General features: G+C 57.8%; 16 protein-coding genes. 8 read left to right on the top strand and 8 right to left on the bottom strand.

Annotated elements, in window-relative coordinates; all coding sequences use genetic code 11:
• Window positions 1-73 precede the first annotated feature (73 nt).
• The 3 genes from ABD827_RS04100 to ABD827_RS04090 all read right to left on the bottom strand — a co-directional run bounded on the left by ABD827_RS04100 (window position 74) and on the right by ABD827_RS04090 (window position 5,380).
• The gene (locus ABD827_RS04100; protein WP_344963004.1) at window positions 74-955 is read right to left on the bottom strand and encodes an AEC family transporter; all 882 of its coding nucleotides are present in this window, start codon (window positions 953-955) and stop codon (window positions 74-76) included.
• A 97-nt stretch (window positions 956-1,052) separates the two neighbouring features.
• Complete coding sequence (locus ABD827_RS04095) at window positions 1,053-2,306, bottom strand: D-amino acid dehydrogenase (RefSeq protein WP_344962595.1); 1,254 nt, start codon at window positions 2,304-2,306, stop codon at window positions 1,053-1,055.
• A gap of 248 nt (window positions 2,307-2,554) precedes the next feature.
• Entirely contained in the window at window positions 2,555-5,380 is a 2,826-nt protein-coding gene (locus tag ABD827_RS04090; RefSeq protein ID WP_344962593.1) for a response regulator, read from the bottom strand.
• 69 nt (window positions 5,381-5,449) lie between these two features.
• On the opposite strand from ABD827_RS04090, the gene ABD827_RS04085 reads away from it, so the two are divergent.
• The gene (locus ABD827_RS04085; RefSeq protein WP_344962591.1) at window positions 5,450-6,817 is read left to right on the top strand and encodes an SLC13 family permease; all 1,368 of its coding nucleotides are present in this window, start codon (window positions 5,450-5,452) and stop codon (window positions 6,815-6,817) included.
• Between the two features lie 73 nt (window positions 6,818-6,890).
• Here ABD827_RS04085 and ABD827_RS04080 read toward each other — a convergent pair whose 3' ends face one another.
• Entirely contained in the window at window positions 6,891-7,100 is a 210-nt protein-coding gene (locus ABD827_RS04080; protein ID WP_344962589.1) for a DUF1127 domain-containing protein, read from the bottom strand.
• Between the two features lie 573 nt (window positions 7,101-7,673).
• Between ABD827_RS04080 and ABD827_RS04075 the strand changes: the two genes are divergently transcribed.
• From ABD827_RS04075 to lpxM, 4 genes are all read left to right on the top strand, one after another.
• Window positions 7,674-9,152 (top strand): sodium-dependent transporter, encoded by a 1,479-nt coding sequence (locus ABD827_RS04075; protein ID WP_344962587.1) that lies wholly within the window; start codon window positions 7,674-7,676, stop codon window positions 9,150-9,152.
• Window positions 9,149-9,250, top strand: a complete 102-nt coding sequence (locus ABD827_RS04070) for a MetS family NSS transporter small subunit (protein WP_139215073.1) — start codon at window positions 9,149-9,151, stop codon at window positions 9,248-9,250. Before ABD827_RS04075 ends, ABD827_RS04070 begins: the two co-directional genes overlap by 4 nt.
• 429 nt (window positions 9,251-9,679) lie before the next feature.
• Window positions 9,680-10,453: a DUF3025 domain-containing protein gene (locus ABD827_RS04065; RefSeq protein ID WP_344962582.1), complete on the top strand. Its 774-nt coding sequence runs from the start codon at window positions 9,680-9,682 to the stop codon at window positions 10,451-10,453.
• Between the two features lie 54 nt (window positions 10,454-10,507).
• Complete coding sequence (gene lpxM, locus ABD827_RS04060; RefSeq protein ID WP_344962580.1) at window positions 10,508-11,476, top strand: lauroyl-Kdo(2)-lipid IV(A) myristoyltransferase; 969 nt, start codon at window positions 10,508-10,510, stop codon at window positions 11,474-11,476.
• Window positions 11,477-11,844: 368 nt separating this feature from the next.
• Here the strand turns inward: lpxM and ABD827_RS04055 are convergent, their stop codons facing one another.
• From ABD827_RS04055 to ABD827_RS04045, 3 genes are all read right to left on the bottom strand, one after another.
• Window positions 11,845-12,636 carry a sulfite exporter TauE/SafE family protein gene (locus tag ABD827_RS04055; RefSeq protein WP_344962578.1) on the bottom strand — a complete coding sequence of 264 codons (792 nt, stop codon included), beginning with the start codon at window positions 12,634-12,636 and terminating at the stop codon, window positions 11,845-11,847.
• 126 nt (window positions 12,637-12,762) lie between these two features.
• A complete protein-coding gene (locus tag ABD827_RS04050) occupies window positions 12,763-13,650 on the bottom strand; it encodes a flagellar protein MotY (RefSeq protein ID WP_425567964.1) in 888 nt (295 codons plus the stop codon).
• A 35-nt stretch (window positions 13,651-13,685) separates the two neighbouring features.
• The gene (locus ABD827_RS04045) at window positions 13,686-14,708 is read right to left on the bottom strand and encodes an adenosine deaminase (protein WP_344962574.1); all 1,023 of its coding nucleotides are present in this window, start codon (window positions 14,706-14,708) and stop codon (window positions 13,686-13,688) included.
• A gap of 221 nt (window positions 14,709-14,929) precedes the next feature.
• On the opposite strand from ABD827_RS04045, the gene mtgA reads away from it, so the two are divergent.
• The 3 genes from mtgA (at window position 14,930) to ABD827_RS04030 (ending at window position 18,091) form a co-directional block, all read left to right on the top strand.
• Window positions 14,930-15,604: a monofunctional biosynthetic peptidoglycan transglycosylase gene (gene mtgA, locus ABD827_RS04040; protein ID WP_344962572.1), complete on the top strand. Its 675-nt coding sequence runs from the start codon at window positions 14,930-14,932 to the stop codon at window positions 15,602-15,604.
• A gap of 121 nt (window positions 15,605-15,725) precedes the next feature.
• Window positions 15,726-16,478: an HAD-IIA family hydrolase gene (locus ABD827_RS04035; protein WP_298716446.1), complete on the top strand. Its 753-nt coding sequence runs from the start codon at window positions 15,726-15,728 to the stop codon at window positions 16,476-16,478.
• A gap of 23 nt (window positions 16,479-16,501) precedes the next feature.
• A complete protein-coding gene (locus ABD827_RS04030; RefSeq protein ID WP_298716443.1) occupies window positions 16,502-18,091 on the top strand; it encodes a cation:proton antiporter family protein in 1,590 nt (529 codons plus the stop codon).
• Between the two features lie 300 nt (window positions 18,092-18,391).
• Here ABD827_RS04030 and hemH read toward each other — a convergent pair whose 3' ends face one another.
• Entirely contained in the window at window positions 18,392-19,360 is a 969-nt protein-coding gene (hemH, locus tag ABD827_RS04025) for a ferrochelatase (protein WP_344962569.1), read from the bottom strand.
• Window positions 19,361-19,362 lie beyond the last annotated feature (2 nt).

The raw sequence follows: 19,362 nt of genomic DNA, 5'->3' as shown, positions 1-19,362 counted from the left end.
AGCACATGACGTCCTGTCATGTGACGGTCGGTAGAGTAGAACTCTTCATCCGACCCTATGCTGCGGTATGACCTCAAAGCAAAGTCAGGGTCAGATAAATCACCAGCGGAATGGTCAATACCGACAGGGCGTTACCGAGCAGTACTATGCTGGCCATTTTATCGGGCTGGCAACGATATTGTTCGCACAGCAGGTAATTGAGTACCGCCGGCGGCAGCATCACCGACAACGCCAGTAACCGCAACCAGTCTGCGCTTAACGGCAACCACCAGGCCACCAGCAGCAGACTCGCCGCCCCGGCCAGCAAATAACTCAGGTTCACCCGCAGCGCCAGCCCCAGATCCCCCATTTCACCGCCCGACAGCCGCACGCCCAGGGCAAACAACATCAATGGCACCGCCATTTGCCCCAGCAGTCCGGTGCTGGTGTAGACAAACTCGGGCAACAGGGTCGGGTGATCCGCCAGCAGCATGCCCAGCACCGCAGACCAGATGATGGGATTTTTCAGCCACAGCCAGCGACCGGCTTCGCGCGACAGGATAAAGAGCCCGAGCGAAAAATGAATCAGGTTGGAGAGCACAAACAGAATAATGATGGCGCCGAGTTGATCCTCGCCATAGGCCAGCATCATCAGCGGAATACCGATGTTACCGGTGTTGCGAAACATGCCGCCCAGCACCAGGGTCCGGCGCTCCAGCCCTCGAAAACGAAACAGACACAACAGCAGGCCCGGCAGCACGATGATCAGGGTACCGGCCAGCATCAGTGGCCAGCTGGTGCCGAGTCGCACCGGGTTGTCGATGAGGGCAGAAAATACCAATGCCGGGCAGAACACCGCCACATTGGCCAGGTTGATGAATCCCATGTCGGCATGGCGCTGACGGCGACCGAAGGCAAAGCCCACCGCCACCACCGCAAACACCGGCACCACGATATTAAGCAGGGTAGAAAGCATATAGAGACGCAAAAGGCGCCAGTATGGCGCCTTGCTATGGAGCTGTCCAGCCGCCGGGGACGGTGGCGGTTGGCCGATCGCCCGGTTAGATCAGGGCTTAACCGTAGCGGCTGAACGCCAGGCCGCTGTCGTCTATTTCCGGCTTGTTGCCGCTGATCAGATCGGCAATCAGTTTGCCGGAGCCCGCGCCCATGGTCCACCCCAGGGTGCCGTGGCCGGTATTCAGCCACAGGTTCTTGTAACGGGTGGCGCCGATGATGGGCGTGCCGTCCGGGGTCATGGGACGGAAGCCGCTCCAGAACTCCGCTTCTTCTACCTTGCCGCCTTCGGGGAACAGGCTGCTGACCGATTCGGCGATGGTGGCACGACGGGCCTTGGGCAGATCCGCATTGAAGTCGGCCAGCTCGGCGGTGCCGGCGGCACGAATGCGATTTTCGAAACGGGTGATGGCCACCTTGTAGGTTTCATCCATGACGGTGGACTGAGGCGCATCGGCATCATTCTTGACGTCGATGGTCAGCGAGTAGCCCTTGATCGGGTATACCGGCAGACGAATGCCCAGCGGGCTGAGCAGGAAGGGAGAATAACTGCCCATGCACACCAGCACCTGATCGGCGGTTTCCAGACCATTCGAGGTTTGCGCACCACGAATTTGATCGCCTTCGCTGACCAGCGCCTTGATCTCGGTGTTGAACTTGAATACCACACCGTTTTCCTGACACTTTTTCACCAGCGACTTGGTAAAGAGGTTGCAGTCACCGGTTTGATCGTCGGGGAAGTGCAGACCGCCGACCAGCTTGTGCTTCACCCGCGCCAGCGCCGGCTCACGGGCGATACATTCGTCCACGTTCAGCATGGCGTGAGGTACGTTGAATTCCTGCAGTACCTTGATGTCTTTGGCGGCATCGTCAATCTGCTTCTGGGTACGGAATACCTGCAACAGCCCCTGCTTGCGGCCTTCAAACGGCAGTTTCAGCTCACTCTGCAGCGCATTGATACACTGACGGCTGTATTCGGATACCCGTACCATGCGCGACTTGTTGACGCCGTAGGATTTTTCGTTGCAGTTGGCCAGCATCGACAGCATAAACTGCCACTGCGCCGGGTTGAGACTGGGGCGCACCTTGAGCGGCGCATGGGACTGAAACATCCACTTGGCGGCTTTAAGGGGAATACCGGGGGCGGCCCAGGGGGAGCTCATGCCGAATGAAAGCTGGCCGGCATTGGCGAAGCTGGTTTCTTCGGCCGCATCGGGCTGCCGGTCTACCACTACCACCTCGTGGCCCTGCTGCGACAGATACCAGGCGCTGGTAACGCCGACGACACCACTACCCAATACTAATACTTTCATGACACTCCCCTACCAAGATGCTTGTGTAGCGGCAATATCGTCTAAAAAAACAATAAAATCCAGAGCAAAACGCATCACGCATTCCGGCGGGAATAACCGGCACAGGGCCGGTGAATACGGGGGCTCTATCTTTATCTGAGCTCGGTTTCTGTATTGGTGGATAAATTCAGTTAAAATTAAATTATCAGAACAATTAACTACCAAACAGCAAAGTGTGACGAATATCTCAATTCAATAAAATCACGTTCTCAGGATGTCACCGGTTCATCCGCCAGCCGGCCAAGCGCGTGACTCAAGGCCGCCAGCTGCTCCGGCTCGGGTCGTCGCCGCTGTTGCAACGGCAACTGCAGTGCCCGGGCCTGCGCCGCCAATGGCGCCAGCCCGCAAGCTTCGGCCTGCTCGGCCAGCGCCGTCACTACCGCCAGCGCTTCGCACCAGTCTTCGCCGGCCAATGCGGCCTGGAGCAGCCAGACATCGTCCTGGTGTTGCGCGGCAAAATCCGCCCTTTGCCGCGCTAAAAGCTCGGTGGCCGCATCGGTTGCCGTATCGAAGGCAGGTCCGGCGCCTTCACTCAACACGGCGGTCGTGCGCGGTTGCGTGCTCCATGCGTCCGCGTGTTCGGCGTCGGCCTCAGCGTTACCCGTTGCACTGTTAGTCTCTGCACTGTTCGTTTCTGCACTAATGGTCTCTGCACTCTCGGCGTCCCTGTCCGCTACGCTGGCACCTGCCGCCGGCGAATGTGCCAATATCTGCGTCAGCGCCTGATAGAGATCGAGCCGGTTGACCGGCTTGGTGACATAACCATTCATGCCCGCCTCCAGGCTGGCTTCCCGATCGCCGCGCATGGCGCTGGCGGTCAGTGCCACGATGGGAATATCGTGGTGCACCCGAAGTTTGCGGATCTGACGCGTTGCCTCCAACCCGTCCAGTATCGGCATTTGCAAGTCCATCAGAATCGCGTCGAAGCGGCGCCTGACCATCTGTTCAACCGCCTGGCGACCGTTGTCGGCCAGGGTCACCGACACCGAGACCTGTTTCAGAAACTCCACGATCAACTGCTGGTTCATGCGGTTGTCTTCGGCCAGTAATATCTGTTTGCCCGCCAGCTGGCCGTGATAAAACGCCAGATCCTGCAGGCCGGCCATCGCGGCGCTACCCGCGGCATCGGCATCACCACCCAGCACCTGGTTCAGACACTGGATCAGGCTGTGCTCGGTGACGGGTTTGGACAGGTAATGCTCGATACCCAGCGCCTGCATGCGGGGCTCTGGCCGCTCTCGGCCAAAAGCGCTCATGATCACCACGCCGATATGGCCAAAGTGGGGCTGCTGCACCAGGTAACGGGCCAGCTCCAGGCCGTTGTCCTGCCCCAGACAGCAGTCGATCAACGCCAGATTCAGCTCGAAACCCCGTTTGTGAAGCAACTCTCTGGCCGTGCCCACATCCTGGGCACTGTAAACCACCAGCCCCAGCCCACGGAGTAACCGGCTCATCACCTCCAGCACCAGCGCGTTATCGTCAACCAGCAGCACCTTCTGTCCCGCCAGATGTGCTGGCTGCAGCTCGGCCCGGACCATGGTTGCCGGTTGCAACGGCAGCTTGACGGTAAAGGTAGAGCCTCGCCCCGGCTGACTGCTGACCTCGATAGTGCCCCCCATCAACTGCACCAGATGACGGCTGATACTCAGGCCCAGGCCGCTGCCACCGTATTTACGGGTGGTGCTGGCATCCACCTGGGTAAAGGAGCCAAACAGCCGGTTGAGCTGATCGGGCATGATGCCGATACCGGTATCGCTGACCTCAACACACAGCCTCGGCTCGGGGTCGGCGCACACCGACACCCTCAGCACCACTTCGCCACGCTCGGTAAATTTGACCGCATTATTGACCAGATTGACCAGCACCTGCCCCAGTCGCAAGGGATCACCATGCAGACAGTCGGGCACATCGGCCACCTTGTTGATGATGACTTCCAGCTGTTTCTGCTCGGACATGTCGGCAAACAGCCCGGACAATCGTTCCAGCAGTTCGTTGAGATCAAATTCGATGTCTTCCAGCTCCAGCTTGCCCGCCTCCACCTTGGTCAGATCCAGAATGTCGTTGATCAGCAGCAGCAGGTTATCGGACGAGTTCTTGATTTTTTTCAGGTATTCGGACTGTTGTCCATTCAGCGGTGTCTGCTGCAACAGGGACGCGAAGCCGATAATGGCATTCATGGGCGTGCGGATTTCGTGACTCATGTTGGCCAGAAAATCGGTTTTGGCCCGGGCCAGCGCAAACGAGGCCTGACTTGCCTCGCGTAATTGCCGGTTGCGAACCACCAGCAACAAGACCCCCAGGCCAACCAGCAGCAGCACCAGCAATGCCAGTATCGCCCGCATCTGCTTCCAGCTGTCTTCGGCCTGTTGCCGCCAATCGTCGGTGCGCTTAAGCAGTGCAGACAGATCATTGGCGGCCATCGCCTCGCGCAGCCGTATCACCTCGCCCACGCGATGGCGGTAAAGCCGATGATAATAGAATGCATCCAGCCACTCGCCGGTGGCCGCTTGCCGTAACCGTTCGGCCTCGTCATCCAACGCATACAAAAACCGGTGGTTGGGCACCGTCAGATAAAGCCGGCTATGCTGCAAAAACTGCTCGTATTCCGGCCGGGCAGGCAGACCCTGCAGGGCTTCCGCAAAAGACTGCAAGGCATGACGGCTGCGAATATCGGCATCCTGCAGCGCCAGCACCGTCTCCTGATAGCGATTGAGTTCGGCAAGCACCTCGTCGGTGCCCGCCAGCGGAATCGGATGCTGTTCGATAAACCGGATAAAGTGCGACACCGTCAGTGCCAGCGAGGTGAGCTGTTCGTTCAGTTGCAGGCCGCTTTTTGCGCTGGTCGTTGCCCGGCTCTGCTGCCCGTGCAGCGCCTTCAGTACCGGCTCGGTCTGCTGTTGCAGCACCTGATAATAACGATACTGCCGATATTGATTGCTACCATAAGCTATGAACAGCAGGCACAACAGCAGTGCACAAGCCAGTATCGTCCAGCGCGGCACCGGTAAATTGCGTCGTTTTGCAACCGACATCATCTTTTGCTCCCACCGTCTGGTGATATACTGACAAATTCAACCAAAACAACAACATAACGAGTAAAAAACATGTCCGACGAGATTCCACAACAAGGTGTAAACATCAGGGCCAAGTGGGGCATTCTCAGTGCCAACCTGCTCCTGTTCCTGCTCTTGCTCAATACACTGCCTTTTGATCCCGGCGTGACCAAGGGGCTGAGCCTGCTGGTCTTTATTGCCGTGCTCTGGCTGACCGAAGCACTGAATATTACCATTACCGCCTTGCTGGTGCCGCTATTGGCTTCCCTGCTGGGCGTACTGGATACCAAAGAGGCGCTCGGCAACTTCTCCAACTCCATCATTTTTCTGTTTCTGGGCGGTTTTGCACTGGCCGCCGCCATGCACAGTCAGCAACTGGACCGGCTGATTGCCAGCCGAATACTGCGGCTGGCAAGGGGGCGGCTCGGTACCGCCGTGTTCCTGCTGTTTGGCACCGCCGCCTTTCTGTCGATGTGGATCAGTAATACCGCCACCACCGTCATGATGCTGCCGCTGGCGCTGGGTCTGTTGAGCTGTCTGGATGGCGAGCGTTATCGCAGTACCTATATCTTCGTGCTGCTGGGTGTGGCCTACAGCGCCAGCATCGGTGGTATCGCCACCCTGGTTGGCAGCCCGCCCAACGCCATTGCCGCCGCCCAGGTGGGCTTGAGCTTCAGCGAATGGATGGCCCTGGGTCTGCCCATTACCCTGCTGCTGCTGCCGGTGGCCATTCTGGTGCTCTATCTGTTGTTTCGCCCCAAACTGAGCGAGCGCATCGAGCTGGCCGAAGAGCACATCAGCTGGACCGGCCAACGCAAAACCACCCTGGCCATTTTTGGCCTGACGGTATTACTGTGGATTTTCTCCGGCTCCGTATCCAGGGCGCTCGGTGGTCTGAGTTCATTTGACACCATTGTTGCGCTGCTGGCCATCGCCCTGATCGGCATTACCCGGGTGGCGGAATGGAAGCACATTGAAAAGCACACCGACTGGGGCGTATTGCTGCTGTTTGGTGGTGGTCTGACCCTGAGCCATGTGCTCAAGGCCACCGGCACCAGCGAGTTTCTGGCCCACCATCTGGCCGACATGCTGGGCCATGCCAGTCCCTTCGTGATCCTGCTGGTGATTACCGCCTTCGTGGTGTTCCTGACCGAACTGGCATCCAATACCGCCAGCGCGGCGCTGTTGATTCCGGTGTTTGTGGCGGTCGCCGAAGGCCTGGGACTGACCCCGGTGATGGTGGCGTCGGTGATTGCGGTATCCGCCTCCTGCGCCTTCATGCTGCCGGTGGCCACCCCGCCCAACGCCATCGTGTTCGGCTCCGGTTACATTCGCCAGAAAGACATGATGAGGGCGGGTTTTGTGCTCAACCTGGTCTGTATCAGCATGCTGGCGGTGTATTTTTTCGTCTTCGCCTGAGTCTTTCCCATGCTGTAGATACAAAAAAGCCGCTGAACGTCAGCGGCTTTTTTTCGGGCGCATCCTTGCCGGTTTATTGTTGCCAGAACGGCTTGCTGATCTCCTGATAGCGGTCGGATTCATTCAGGCCGATGTCTTTCAGCAAGTAGGCCGGCAGCTCGGATAACTGGCGACGGGTACGGGTGCGTTGCAGCCACAGGCCGAGTGTGGCCAGCAGGCCGGCTTGTGTCGTGGTTTTGCCTGCGTGCGACAGGTCTTGAGTTTGATACGTTGCGGTGTTCATGATGCGCCTCCTGAGCTGATATGGGGCACAGGATAGTGAGCCGCCGATCCCTGCTCAACCCACTTTTATTCGATCACAACATTAGTTTTTATAATAGGTTAACGGCCGAAGGAAACGATTAAACATTGCGCGATCATTGCCTTAACAGAGGCCATGCGAACCAGGATCACGTCATTGCCATCAAAAAACGCCACAACAAAATAAACAGTCAACAATAAGGTGTTTTTATGCAAAATAAGCGCTTCACACCTTGCTATTGCGCTATTTTCACGACAACAGGCGCATAAATAGCAAACAGCACTCACTGCTACCAGAATGTGCTCCTGTCGACGATTATACTCAAAATGCAAAAAACACAGATGAACCATGATTTAATAAACATTTGAAAGATAACACCAGGTTAACAATAAAAAATAATCAATATCACCACCATGGGAGCGGTTAACCCCTTGTTGTAGGGTTGATTCATGCGCCTGCAGCAACCGAGCTCGTTGATTTTATGCCACAGCCTCCCTACTCTGCGCTCCGTTTACCTATCCTTACACATCTGAAATATCCTGATTCGGAGTCATTATGAAACGAGAGCAATGGGGTTCTCGCACCGGCTTTATCCTTGCCGCCGTCGGCTCTGCCGTCGGCCTGGGTAACATCTGGCGCTTCCCTTACATGGCGTATGAAAATGGTGGCGGTGCCTTTTTCATTCCCTACCTGTTTGCCATGCTGACCGCCGGCATTCCCTTCATGATCCTGGAGTTTACCCTGGGCCATAAATACCGCTCCGGTGCCCCCAAAACGCTCAAAGCCCTGAATCATCGCTTTGAGTGGCTGGGTTGGTTTCAGGTGATGATCTCGGCCATTATCGCCTTCTACTATGTGGTGGTGATTGCCTGGGCCATTTCCTATGCCTACTTCGCCTTTACCCAGGCCTGGGGAGAAGACAGCAACGGCTTCTTCTTTGGCGAGTTTCTGGGATTGGGTGACGACAGTGCGCCTTCCAACCTGGGTGGCCTGCAGTGGCACCTGCTGCTGCCGCTGTGCCTGGCCTGGGCCGCGACCTACTTCGCTACCTTCCGTGGCGTAAAAGGCGGCATAGAGAAGGTCAACAAGGTACTGATGCCGTTGCTGTTTGTGATGGTACTGCTGCTGATTGGCCGCATCGCCTTCCTGCCCGGTGCCCTGAACGGCATCAACTGGCTGCTGGAGCCCGACTTCAGCAAGATCTGGGATCTCAAGGTATGGTCTGCCGCCTACGGCCAGATCTTCTTCACCCTGAGTGTGGGCTTCGCCATCATGCTGTCTTACGCCAGCTACCTGCCGGAAAAATCCGACATCAACAACAACGCCTTCATGACGGTGCTGATGAACTGCGGCTTCTCCATGCTGGCCGGTATCATGATCTTCGGCGCGCTCGGCTACATGGCCCACGCCCAGGACAAGGCACTGACCGACGTCGTCAGCTCCGGTGTGGGTCTGGCCTTCGTGACCCTGCCGACCGCCATCAACCTGCTGCCCGCCCCCGGCGTGATGGGACCGCTGTTCTTCCTGGCGCTGGTGTTTGCCGGTATCAGCTCGCACATTTCCATTGCCGAGGCGGTGACCACCGGCCTGATGGACAAGCTGGGCTGGAGCCGTCCGAAAACCGCCACCATCTTCTGCTCGACCGGCCTGGTGGTCAGCCTGATGTTCATTACCCAGGGCGGCCTGCTGCTGCTGGATCTGGTGGATTACTTCATCAACAACATCGCCCTGCTCGGCTCTTGCCTGCTTGAGCTGCTGCTGGTGGGCTGGCTGTGCAAGCTGCAGGACTTCCGTGCCCATGCCAACCGTTTGTCCGAGTTCACCATCGGTGGCTGGTGGGCCATCTGCATCAAGTTTGTCTCTATCGGCATTCTGGTGGTGATCCTGTTCAACAATATTCTGAGTGCCTTCCGTGAGAACTACGGCGGTTACTCCGATAATGACGTGACCTTTATCGGTTGGGGCATGATTGCACTGATGCTGGTTGTAGCCATCGTCATCAACCTCAGCAGCAAGAAGGAGACCACCGCATGAGCACCGGAGCCATCATCATGATGCTGATCGGACTCGGCATTACCTGGGGCGGTGCCGCCCTCTGTATTCGCCGGGCGATGAAGTCCAAAGCAAAATAACGCACCAAGGCAGCCGACAGGCTGCCTTTTTTTGTATAGTGAAAGTTTGTTGCAGAAACCCCTCCCTAGCCCTCCCCTTGCTTTGCACCCCGCAGCCATTCTGTATCCAGGGTGTTCAAGGGGAGGGAACAGGATGGCATACATAGGAAATGCCGGCGCCGTTCTGCCCCTCCCCCTTGGCTGCGGGATTACAGGCATCACGGCGGGTATTCGCCAGGGGGAGGCTGGGTGGGGGGTGTCATTTCGGCTTCTGTAAACGCCGCTTTAGCCGGCGCAAACCCACAAAGACGCCAGGCACACAGGTACAACACAGGCTCTACAGCCAAAGTGTTTGTCTTTAACTTAAAGCTGACAGCTTATGGCTTACGGCTGGGTTTCGGCGCCGACTCCGGGTATGCTTGCGCGTTTTCATCCATACAGGTAATCATCATGGACTGGGATCCCCATGTTACCGGGCGCAACGGTGTGCTGGCACAACTGGCCGGCCTGGTCGATATCACCACGCCGCAATGGCCGACCCTGGCCGAGCTTAACCGGCAACTGGCCGCCGACTTGCCGGTGGAATTTATCGATGATGATCGTTTTGCCGAGCTGAACTGCTACTACGAGCAGGCGGTGGCGCAGGGCATGGTGCCGACGCGGGCCAACAACTGGCATGACCTTTTCGGTGCCGTGATCTGGGCGCTGTTTCCCCGCACCAAGGGGTTACTCAACCGGCTGCACATGGAAGATATCGCGGCCAACGGCCTCGGCAAACGCACGCCCCGGCGCGACAGAATCACCCACTTCGACGAATGCGGCCTGGTGCTGGCGGTAGCGGATAAAGCCGAGACGGAGCACTGGTTGCGCGAGCACGACTGGCAACGGCTGTTTATCACCGAACGCAAACGCTGGAATCGGGATTGGCAGCCCTTTATCTTCGGCCATGCGCTGTATGAACAGGCGCTGGCGCCGTTTATCGGCATGACCGGCAAATGTGTGGTGCTGGAGATGTCTGCCGCCTTTTTTGAATTGCCCATCGCCGCTCGTTATCCGCTGCTGGATGCAAGGCTGGCCGAGCATCTGGCGCAGTATGCCCTGTTCGACCGACCACGCCCGCTGCTGCCGCTGCCGTTGCTGGGCATCCCCGGCTGGTGGCCGGCCAATGAGAATCCGGACTTTTATCAGAACCGGGATTACTTCCGCCCTCGGCGTAACAGGTGATTTAACGCCTGTTTTTTCTTACACTTGCCGCCTTATCAGAAAGAGGATGTTGTTATGTCCGGGTCCGACCCCGTTTATGACCTTGAATTCAAACGTCATTATCTGCACCCCAGATATTGGCCAACCTGGCTGGCCATCGGCGCGCTGTGGTTGCTGGCCTGGTTGCCGGCCCGCGCGCGCGATGCGGTTGCCGGCGCTTTGGCGCCCTTGCTGGTAAGGCTGGCCAAAAAGCAGTGCTACATTGCCCGCACCAATATTCGGCTGTGTTTTCCCGACTTGCCTGCCGATGAAGTAGAGCGAATGCTGCTGAATTCCATTCGTGCCGGCCTGATGACCTTTATGGGCTACGGCGAGTGGACCGCCCGCAGCCGTGACTACCTGCAGGGTCGCTTCGTGGTGCAGGGACAGGAACATCTGGATGCCTGCCTGGCGAATGATGAAAAAATCATCTTCATGATCCCCCATAGCTGGGCCATCGACGCCGGCGGCCTTTATCTGACGTCACTGGGCCTGCCCATGTGCACCATGATGCACAGCGCCAAGAACCAGGTGTTTGACTGGTTTATCAATCGCCAGCGGGCACGTTTCAACGGCATCGTCTATGAGCGCGACGCCGGCATCAAGGCGGTGATCAAGACCATCAAGAGCGGCAAGCATTTCTTCTATTTGCCGGATCAGGATCACGGCCGGGAAGCCAGCCTGTTTGTCCCCTTTTTCGCCGAACTCAAGGCCACCCTGCCGGCCCTGCCCAAGCTGGTAAAGCTCACCGGGGCCAAGGTGATTCCCGTGCTCAGCGTCTACAACATGGAGCAGCACCGCTACGAGCTGATCCTGCGCCCGGCCATGGCACCTTACCCCACCGCCGACATCACCGCCGACACCCGGGCAATGAACGCGGAAATAGAAGCCCTGCTCGGTGAGTGGCCCGAGCAGTACATGTGGTTCCTGAAATATTTTCAGACCCAGGTCAATAGCGACGAAGGCCGTTACGAGGCGGGGATCAGGGAGATAAGAAAACAATGAGCTGGCTGGAATATCTGCTGACCATCGCCACCGGTCTGCTCATCATCTGGCTGGTGGCTCGTATCGATGACTGGCTAATCGAGAAAGAACGTAAGGGGTGATATTTCGTAGGGTCGACTTATTTTTAAGAAAAGTATTCGCCCGAAGGCGTTGTTCGATTACATGATGGTCGATTGCACGCTGGTCGATTGAAATCGACCCTACGAGACAGGCAGATTTTGCAGTTGTTGTAGCCGCCGCTTTAGCTGGCGGAGCAGGCAACGCCAGGTGATTGGAACGGGTGCCGTGCCTGCAGATTTCGATTCGCCTGTGGGTTTGCGCCGCATAAATGGGCGCCTACGGAAGGCGTTTATTACTCCTCACCGGTTTCACCCCGGAAAAAACAGGAACTTGGCGCCAACCAGCAACAGGAATACCGCAAAGGCGCGTTTCAGTACCGGCGCCGACAGTTTATGCGCCAGAATGGCTCCGAAACGGGCGAAGGGCATGCTGGCCAGACTGATGCCGAGCATCGCCGGCAGGTAAACATAACCCCAGGCCTCGGCCGGCAGCCCCTGATGCGCCATGCCGTGCACCACGTAGCTCAGCGCCCCCACCAGGGCGATAGGAAAACCGCAGACCGACGACACCGCCACCGCCCGCTGCATGGGCACCGAACACCAGCTGAGAAACGGCACCGTCAACGAGCCACCGCCGATACCGAAAATACCCGAGGCCCAGCCAATCACACCGCCCACCGCCACCTGCACCGGCTTGCCGGGCAGTTTAGCGCCGCCGCTAGGCGCCAGGCCAAACAGCATCTGCGCCGCCATCAGCCAGGCAAACAGGCCGATCAGGCGCTGCAATAGCGGGCCAGAGAGCTTGTCGGCGGTATAGCCGCCCATCCAGGCCCCCACGACGATGCCGACAGACAACAGCGCCGCCAGGCGCCAGTCGATGGCTTTGCGACCATGGTGGGTATGAATGGCACTCAGCGAGGTAAACATGATGGTGGCCAGCGAGGTGCCCACCGCCATATGAGTGACCAGATCGCCGCCGATGCCCTGCAATTTAAAGCTGATAATCAGCACAGGCACAATAATCAGGCCGCCGCCCACACCAAACAGTCCGGCCAGGGTGCCGGCGAAGGCGCCCAGAGCCAGGTACATCAACCAGGTCATATCGAATCCCTAAAAAAGACAAAGGCCATAAACTACCTAAGACGGCGGTAAAAGCCAACCGGAGAGCACGGAAAGCCGTGAGAGAAGACGAAAGTTCGTGCCATCACCCTCCCCCGGTTTAATGCCTCAGAGCCTGTCGTGGCCCAGGCTGATGACCACCCGACGGTTGGTGTCGCGTCCTTCGGGGGTGCGGTTGTCGGCGATGGGCCGACGCTCGCCATGCCCTTCCAGGCTGATGGTGTCTTCCGGCAGGCCGAGGTTCATGAAATGGGTCTTGATGGCTTCGGCACGGCGTTGCGACAACTGTTTGTTGTGACCGGCGGTACCAAAGCTGTCGGTATAGGTGTTGATCACCACTTCGCCGATGTTGGGGTCGGCCTTCACATATTCGGCAATCATCGCCAGTCGCTGGCTGGAATGGGCCGTCAGCACGTCGTCGTTGTTGACGTAGTTGAGCACACTGAAGGCGATATCCTCGAAACTGTAGGGCAGCAAATTGGCCTGGCAGTCGAGAAAGGCGACATAACGGGCACGAAAGTTGACCGACGACAGCCCCACTCCGGTCGGCTGACCATTGCGGTACCAGTCATCGAAATAAAAGGTCGGCCAATGTCCTTCACTCAGTTCCTCCAGCATCACCCAGGCCGACTGCTGCTCGACCATGGCATCGAACTGCTGATAAAAGGTCACCCGGGTCAGGTTGTTGGCAGCCCGGCCCGGCTGCCATTGCGGCGGCACACTTTTCAGCATCGCCGACTGGGTACGCGGCTGGGCCCGCAGTGGTTTGAGTTCAAACACCAGATTGATGTTTTTGGACGCCCGGCTGGTAAAGGCACCGGTGCCAAAACCGGGAATGGGGTGTTCCAGGCGGCATTGCACCGCCGAGTCCGAGGTGAGCCGCCACAGAGACTGATCCATATTCGCCATATAGGTACGGGGTTGGGCCCAGGCCCCGGCGCACAGGGTCAGCCCTGCCACTACAGAAATAATGCGCACGTCAGCTCTCCTGATCATCGTTACGCATGTTATCGGCGGTCGGCCCCAACTCTTTAATGATTTAACCGGATGCCGGCCTGCTCGCCATATACCTTGAGCTCCCGTGTCAACACCGCCTTTTCTTCCGGTGACAACCAGCAGGCTTCCACCCCGTTCAGCGCCAGCTGCAACAATTCCTCGTTGCCGGCACCCAGCCCCTGCTGCAGCGCCTGGTAGTTGGCATTCATGTAACCGCCGAAATAGGCCGGATCATCGGAGTTGACCGTGACACATAGCCCCGCATGCAACAGCTGGAGCATGGGGTGTTCGGCCATGGTCTCGACAACCTTGAGCTTGAGATTGGACAGCGGACACACGGTAAGCGGTATACGCTCCTGCGCCAGTCGCGCCATCAGGGGGGTATCGGTAATGGCCGCCACCCCGTGGTCGATGCGTTCCACCTCGAGCACATCCAGCGCATCGCGAATATAGCTGGCCGGGCCCTCTTCACCGGCGTGGGCCACCAGCCGATAGCCCTGCTCCCGGGCGGCGGCATACACCTGAGTGAATTTGGTGGGCGGATTGCCCTTTTCGGCCGAGTCGAGGCCGATGCCCGACAGTTGCTGGCGGAAGGGTTCGGCATGATGCAGGGTGTCGAAGGCCGACTCCTGAGACAAATGACGCAAAAACGACATGATCAGCCGGCTGGTCAGCCCCCACTGCCGGCGGGCCTGCTCCAGTGCTCGCCCTATGCCCCCCACCACCACCGCCAGGGGCACGCCGCGCCCGGTGTGCGCCTGGGGGTCGAAGAAGATCTCCACATGGCGTACCCGCTCGGCATGTGCCCGGCGCAGATAGGCCCAGGTCAGATCGAAAAAGTCCTGCTCGGTCAGCAATACCTGCATGCCCTGGTAATAGACATCGAGAAACGATTGCAGATCTTCAAACCGATAGGCCGCCTTGAGGGCGCTTTCATCCGGGTAATCGAGGGTGATACCATTGCGCCTGGCCAGGGCGAACACCATTTCAGGCTCCAGGGTTCCCTCTATATGCAGGTGCAATTCCACCTTGGGCAATTCACTGATAAACGTGGACATGGCGTTTCTCCGCTGTTTATACACCGCTTGTTAACCGACTATTTATCAACCGAAAGCGGATAAACCGGTCATGAAAGCAGGATGCTGAAACCAATAAGGTTAAAGATAACAAAGATTCCATCGCCGCTGCCGCCACAAAATAACCGAATGGTCACAAATCGGGCTCAAACAGGCCAAAGCTCGCTCGGTGATATCAACGCCACCATGGGAATGCCCTATCGATGATTGCTTTTTTAAAACGCTGTGTACTCTGGTTGCTGGGCCTGGTGATCCTGGGCCCCCTGCTGCTGACATTCCTCTATCGCTACGTTCCGGTGCCGGTGACGCCGCTGATGGTGATCCGGCTGTTTGAAGGTGAGTCCCTGGCCAAAGACTGGCAAGCGTCCTCCCGACTTTCCCATCACCTGAAGAAGGCGGTGATCGCCTCCGAAGACAACAAGTTCTGTCGCCATCGGGGCTTTGACTGGGGCGCCTTCAATGATGTCTTCAACGAATTTAGGGACCAGGGCCGGTTACGCGGCGGCAGCACCATTACCATGCAGACCGCCAAAAACCTCTATCTGTGGCCGGGACGCAGCATTACCCGCAAGCTACTGGAGGCCATTTATACCCCCATGCTGGAGCTGATCTTGCCGAAAGACCGCATCATGACCCTGTATCTGAACATCGCCGAATTCGGCCCCGGCATCTATGGCGCCGAGGCGGCGGCGCAGACCTATTTCAATAGCTCCGCCGCCACTCTCACTCGCCATCAGGCCGCCTTGCTGGCCGCGGTGCTGCCTAATCCGCGACAGTACCATGCCGGGCGGCCCTCGGCTTACGTACAAGGCCGCGCCAGCACCATTGGCTATCGCATCAATCAACTCGGCCCTCTGTTAAGCTGCATAGAAAAGTAATAAAACGGTGACGCTGGTCATCAATTTGTCATAAGCTGCGATGACAGTAGGCATAAAGCCATAGCGGGCTCTGGCCTACTAGACAAGGGCCTGCTCAATAAGGGCCTCAAGGAGAGCATGAGTGCATAAGAAAAATCTGATTTGTGACATCGACGGCGTCATTTTGCATAACAACGACTTGATCCCCGGCGCCGACGCCTTTATACGCCGGGTGCTGGAGCAGGACATCAACCTGCTGTTTCTGACCAACTATCCGGCACAGACGCCCAAGGATCTGCAAAACCGTTTTTATTCCGCCGGCATCGAAGTACCGGAAAGCAGTTTCTATACCTCGGCCATGGCCACCGCCGACTTTCTGAAACGCCAGAACGGCGAAAAAGCCTATGTCATCGGTGAAGGGGCGCTGATCCACGAACTGTACAAGGCCGGTTTTACCATCACCGACATCGATCCGGACTTTGTGGTGGTGGGCGAAACCCGCAATTACAACTGGAGCATGATCCAGATGGCGGCCCGTTTCGTGGCCGACGGCGCCAGCTTTATTGCCACCAACCCGGATACCCACGGCCCGAACATGCACCCGGCCTGTGGCGCGCTCTGCGCCCCCATCGAGCGCATGACCGGCAAGAAACCGTTTTACGTCGGCAAACCCAGCGCCTGGATAGTACGGGCCGCACTGAATCACATGGACGCCCACTCCGAGAATACCCTGATCGTGGGTGACAACCTGAAAACCGACATTCTGGCGGGGTTTCAGGCCGGACTCGAAACCGTACTGGTGCTGACCGGTGTCAGTCAGGTCGCAGACATTGACAAGATGCCCTTCCGTCCGCAGCATGTTTACTCATCCGTCGCCGATATCGACCTGTTCTGACTCAGTAATAATAAGAAGCACCAATGGATCCCATTTTTATCGCTATTGCCTTTGGCTGCGGCCTGGCCGTTTATCTGATTAACCTGCCCCCGCTGATTGGCTTTCTGGCGGCGGGCTTCGTGCTCAACGCCATGGGCTATGAAAGCAACGCTACCCTCGACACCCTCGCCAACCTGGGGGTCACCCTGCTGTTGTTCAGCATCGGGCTCAAGCTGGACATCAAGACCCTGCTCAAGAGAGAAGTCTGGGGCACGGCCACCGGCCATATCCTGTTTTCGACTCTGCTGTTTACCGGGGTACTGTTGGCGGTAAAAACCATCGGTTTCAGCCTGGCGCTGGAGCTGGAATGGCGTCAGGCCATGCTGATGGGCTTTGCGCTCAGTTTTTCCAGCACCGTCTTTGCGGTCAAGGTGCTCGAAGAGCGCAGCGACATGAACACCTTCTATGGTCGCATCGCCATCGGTGTGCTGGTGATGCAGGATCTGTTCGCGGTGGCGTTTTTAACCATCTCCAGCGGCAAGGTGCCCAGTCCCTGGGCTCTGGGCCTGCTGGTGCTGCTGCCGCTGCTGCGGCCCTTGTTTTTCAAGATGCTGGAACGAAGCGGTCACGGCGAGCTGCAAACCCTGTTTGCGGTGTTTCTGGCCCTGGTGGTGGGTGTGGGCGGCTTCGAGCTGGTTGGACTCAAGGGCGACCTTGGCGCCCTGATCATCGGCATGATGCTGGCCTCTCACTACAGCGCCTCTTCGCTGGCCAAGTCGCTGTTCAACATGAAAGAGCTGTTTCTGGTGGCGTTTTTCCTGAGCATCGGCCTGAACGGCATGCCGACCATGGACGCCCTGTGGATTGCGGCCATACTGTTGCTGGTGCTGCCGCTGAAAAGCCTGCTCTACTACCTGTTTTACAGCCGCTGCGGCCTGCGGATCCGTACCTCGCTGCTGGCGACCTTCAGCCTGACCAACTATTCGGAGTTCGGTCTTATCGTGGCGGCACTGGCGGCCAAGCAGGGGTTGCTTAGCAACGACTGGGCCATTGTTGCCTCCATTGCGTTGGCGGTTTCATTTATGGTGTCGGCCCCGCTGAACGCCGAAAATGAAAATATCTATCGTCGCCTGATGAACCGCTTTCAGCCTCGGGAAAACCCGCAGTTACACCCGGACGACACCCCCATTCAGCTGGGCGACGCCAGGGTGCTGGTGATCGGCATGGGTCGTATCGGTCAGGGCGCCTACATGGAACTGGAACAACACTATCCGGGCCAGTTACTGGGGATCGACAGCGACAAGAAAAAAATCACGCTGCTGCAGGAACTGAATATCAACGCCATCGAAGGCGATGCCTCGGATTCGGACTTCTGGGACAAAGCCAACATCAGTACACAGCTGGAATACATCTTTCTCGCCATGCCGAATCATGCGGGTAACCTCTACGCCCTGGAGCAGATTCGCCACAACCAGTTCAAGGGCCAGGTGGCTGCCATTATCTGCTACCCGGAAGAAGGCGCTCAGCTGCGTGACATGGGGGCGGACGATATCTTCAATATCTACGAAGAGGCCGGTAGCGGCTTTGCTCGCCATGTGATCGAAAATACCAGCCCACAGTTACAATCCGCGTAACACCAATCCTGAAAAAAGGGGTCGGAGTCATTTAAAAATGACTCCGACCCCTTTAATCGCGACCCCTTTAATCGCAAAGGTAAAAACCATCTCCGATGTTCGGTTGAGCGCGAATCATAAGGCGTAAGGTGTGTTACCCCTCACCCTTTACGTCTCACGAAACCTGTAGGCGCCGCTTTAGCTGGCGCGAACCTGCAAACAACGCCATCTCTGCAGCATCGGTGTTAATGGCCTGCTGCGCAGGCCCTGCCGACTGAAGTGGCAGCTACAAGAGCCAATCCCACTCCCCACAAAGTGCCGTTATGCCAGCTCGCGGCAGACCAGATCCATCATCATGCGAATATGGGCCGGGTTGTCATTCAATGCGGGAATATAGTGATAGGCCTCACCACCGGCTTCCATGAAGATCTCTTTGTTCTGCTCGGCAATTTCCTCCAGCGTTTCGAGGCAATCGGCCGAAAAGGCGGGGCAGATCACGCTCACGCTCTTGATGCCTTCGCCCGGCAGCGCCTTCATGGTTTCGTCGGTGTAAGGCTGCAGCCAGGGCTCGCGGCCAAAACGAGACTGAAAGGTGGTACGCCATTCATGGCGCTCCAGCCCAAGCTCGGCGGCCAGCAACTCGGAGGTGCGATGGCACTGGTGGCCATAGGGGTCGCCTTCGTCTTCGAAGCGCTTGGGAATGCCGTGGTAAGACAACAGCAGTAGATCGGTGCGACCCTCGGCTTCCCAGTGCTCGCGTACCGACTCCGCCAGTGCCTGAATATAGCCGTGGCTGTCATGATAATCATGAATAAAGCGGAACGCCGGCAGTCGCCGCTCGCTTTTCATCAGCCGGGCCCAGCTGTCGAACACCGAGGCGGTGGTACTCACCGAATACTGCGGATACATGGGCAACAGTATGACCCGGTCAACCCCCTGATCTTTCAGCTCCTGCCAGGCGGTCGCCATCGACGGCTCGCCGTAGCTCATGCCTAGGGCCACCGGCATGTCGATACCCGCCTCCTGCAAGGCGGCACTCAAACCCGCCTGCTGACGACGACTGACCACCATCAGCGGCGAGCCCTCTTCCCACCAGATAGACTGATACAGCTTGGCGACCTTGGGAGAACGAAACGGCAGAATAATGCCGTGCAACAGCGGGCACCAGAGCATTCTGGGAATATCGACGACGCGATAATCATGCAGAAACTGACCGAGGAAAGTTTTTACCGCCTTGGCGGTGGGAGCGGTAGGAGTACCCAGGTTAACCAGTAAAACGCCTGTTTTCACTT

The organism is Oceanisphaera sediminis (assembly GCF_039539745.1).
GTDB classification, from domain to species: Bacteria; Pseudomonadota; Gammaproteobacteria; order Enterobacterales; family Aeromonadaceae; genus Oceanimonas; species Oceanimonas sediminis.
Note: the sequence above shows the minus strand (reverse complement) of the source record. Positions and strands in the feature narration are given on the sequence as shown.

Bases quoted from the DNA above. Each gene is read 5' to 3' on its own strand.
- ABD827_RS04100 (WP_344963004.1), bottom strand. From the start codon at position 955: ATGCTTTCTACCCTGCTTAATATCGTGGTGCCGGTGTTTGCGGTGGTG.
- ABD827_RS04095 (WP_344962595.1), bottom strand. From the start codon at position 2,306: ATGAAAGTATTAGTATTGGGTAGTGGTGTCGTCGGCGTTACCAGCGCC.
- ABD827_RS04090 (WP_344962593.1), bottom strand. From the start codon at position 5,380: ATGATGTCGGTTGCAAAACGACGCAATTTACCGGTGCCGCGCTGGACG.
- ABD827_RS04085 (WP_344962591.1), top strand. From the start codon at position 5,450: ATGTCCGACGAGATTCCACAACAAGGTGTAAACATCAGGGCCAAGTGG.
- ABD827_RS04080 (WP_344962589.1), bottom strand. From the start codon at position 7,100: ATGAACACCGCAACGTATCAAACTCAAGACCTGTCGCACGCAGGCAAA.
- ABD827_RS04075 (WP_344962587.1), top strand. From the start codon at position 7,674: ATGAAACGAGAGCAATGGGGTTCTCGCACCGGCTTTATCCTTGCCGCC.
- ABD827_RS04070 (WP_139215073.1), top strand. From the start codon at position 9,149: ATGAGCACCGGAGCCATCATCATGATGCTGATCGGACTCGGCATTACC.
- ABD827_RS04065 (WP_344962582.1), top strand. From the start codon at position 9,680: ATGGACTGGGATCCCCATGTTACCGGGCGCAACGGTGTGCTGGCACAA.
- lpxM (WP_344962580.1), top strand. From the start codon at position 10,508: ATGTCCGGGTCCGACCCCGTTTATGACCTTGAATTCAAACGTCATTAT.
- ABD827_RS04055 (WP_344962578.1), bottom strand. From the start codon at position 12,636: ATGACCTGGTTGATGTACCTGGCTCTGGGCGCCTTCGCCGGCACCCTG.
- ABD827_RS04050 (WP_425567964.1), bottom strand. From the start codon at position 13,650: ATGATCAGGAGAGCTGACGTGCGCATTATTTCTGTAGTGGCAGGGCTG.
- ABD827_RS04045 (WP_344962574.1), bottom strand. From the start codon at position 14,708: ATGTCCACGTTTATCAGTGAATTGCCCAAGGTGGAATTGCACCTGCAT.
- mtgA (WP_344962572.1), top strand. From the start codon at position 14,930: ATGATTGCTTTTTTAAAACGCTGTGTACTCTGGTTGCTGGGCCTGGTG.
- ABD827_RS04030 (WP_298716443.1), top strand. From the start codon at position 16,502: ATGGATCCCATTTTTATCGCTATTGCCTTTGGCTGCGGCCTGGCCGTT.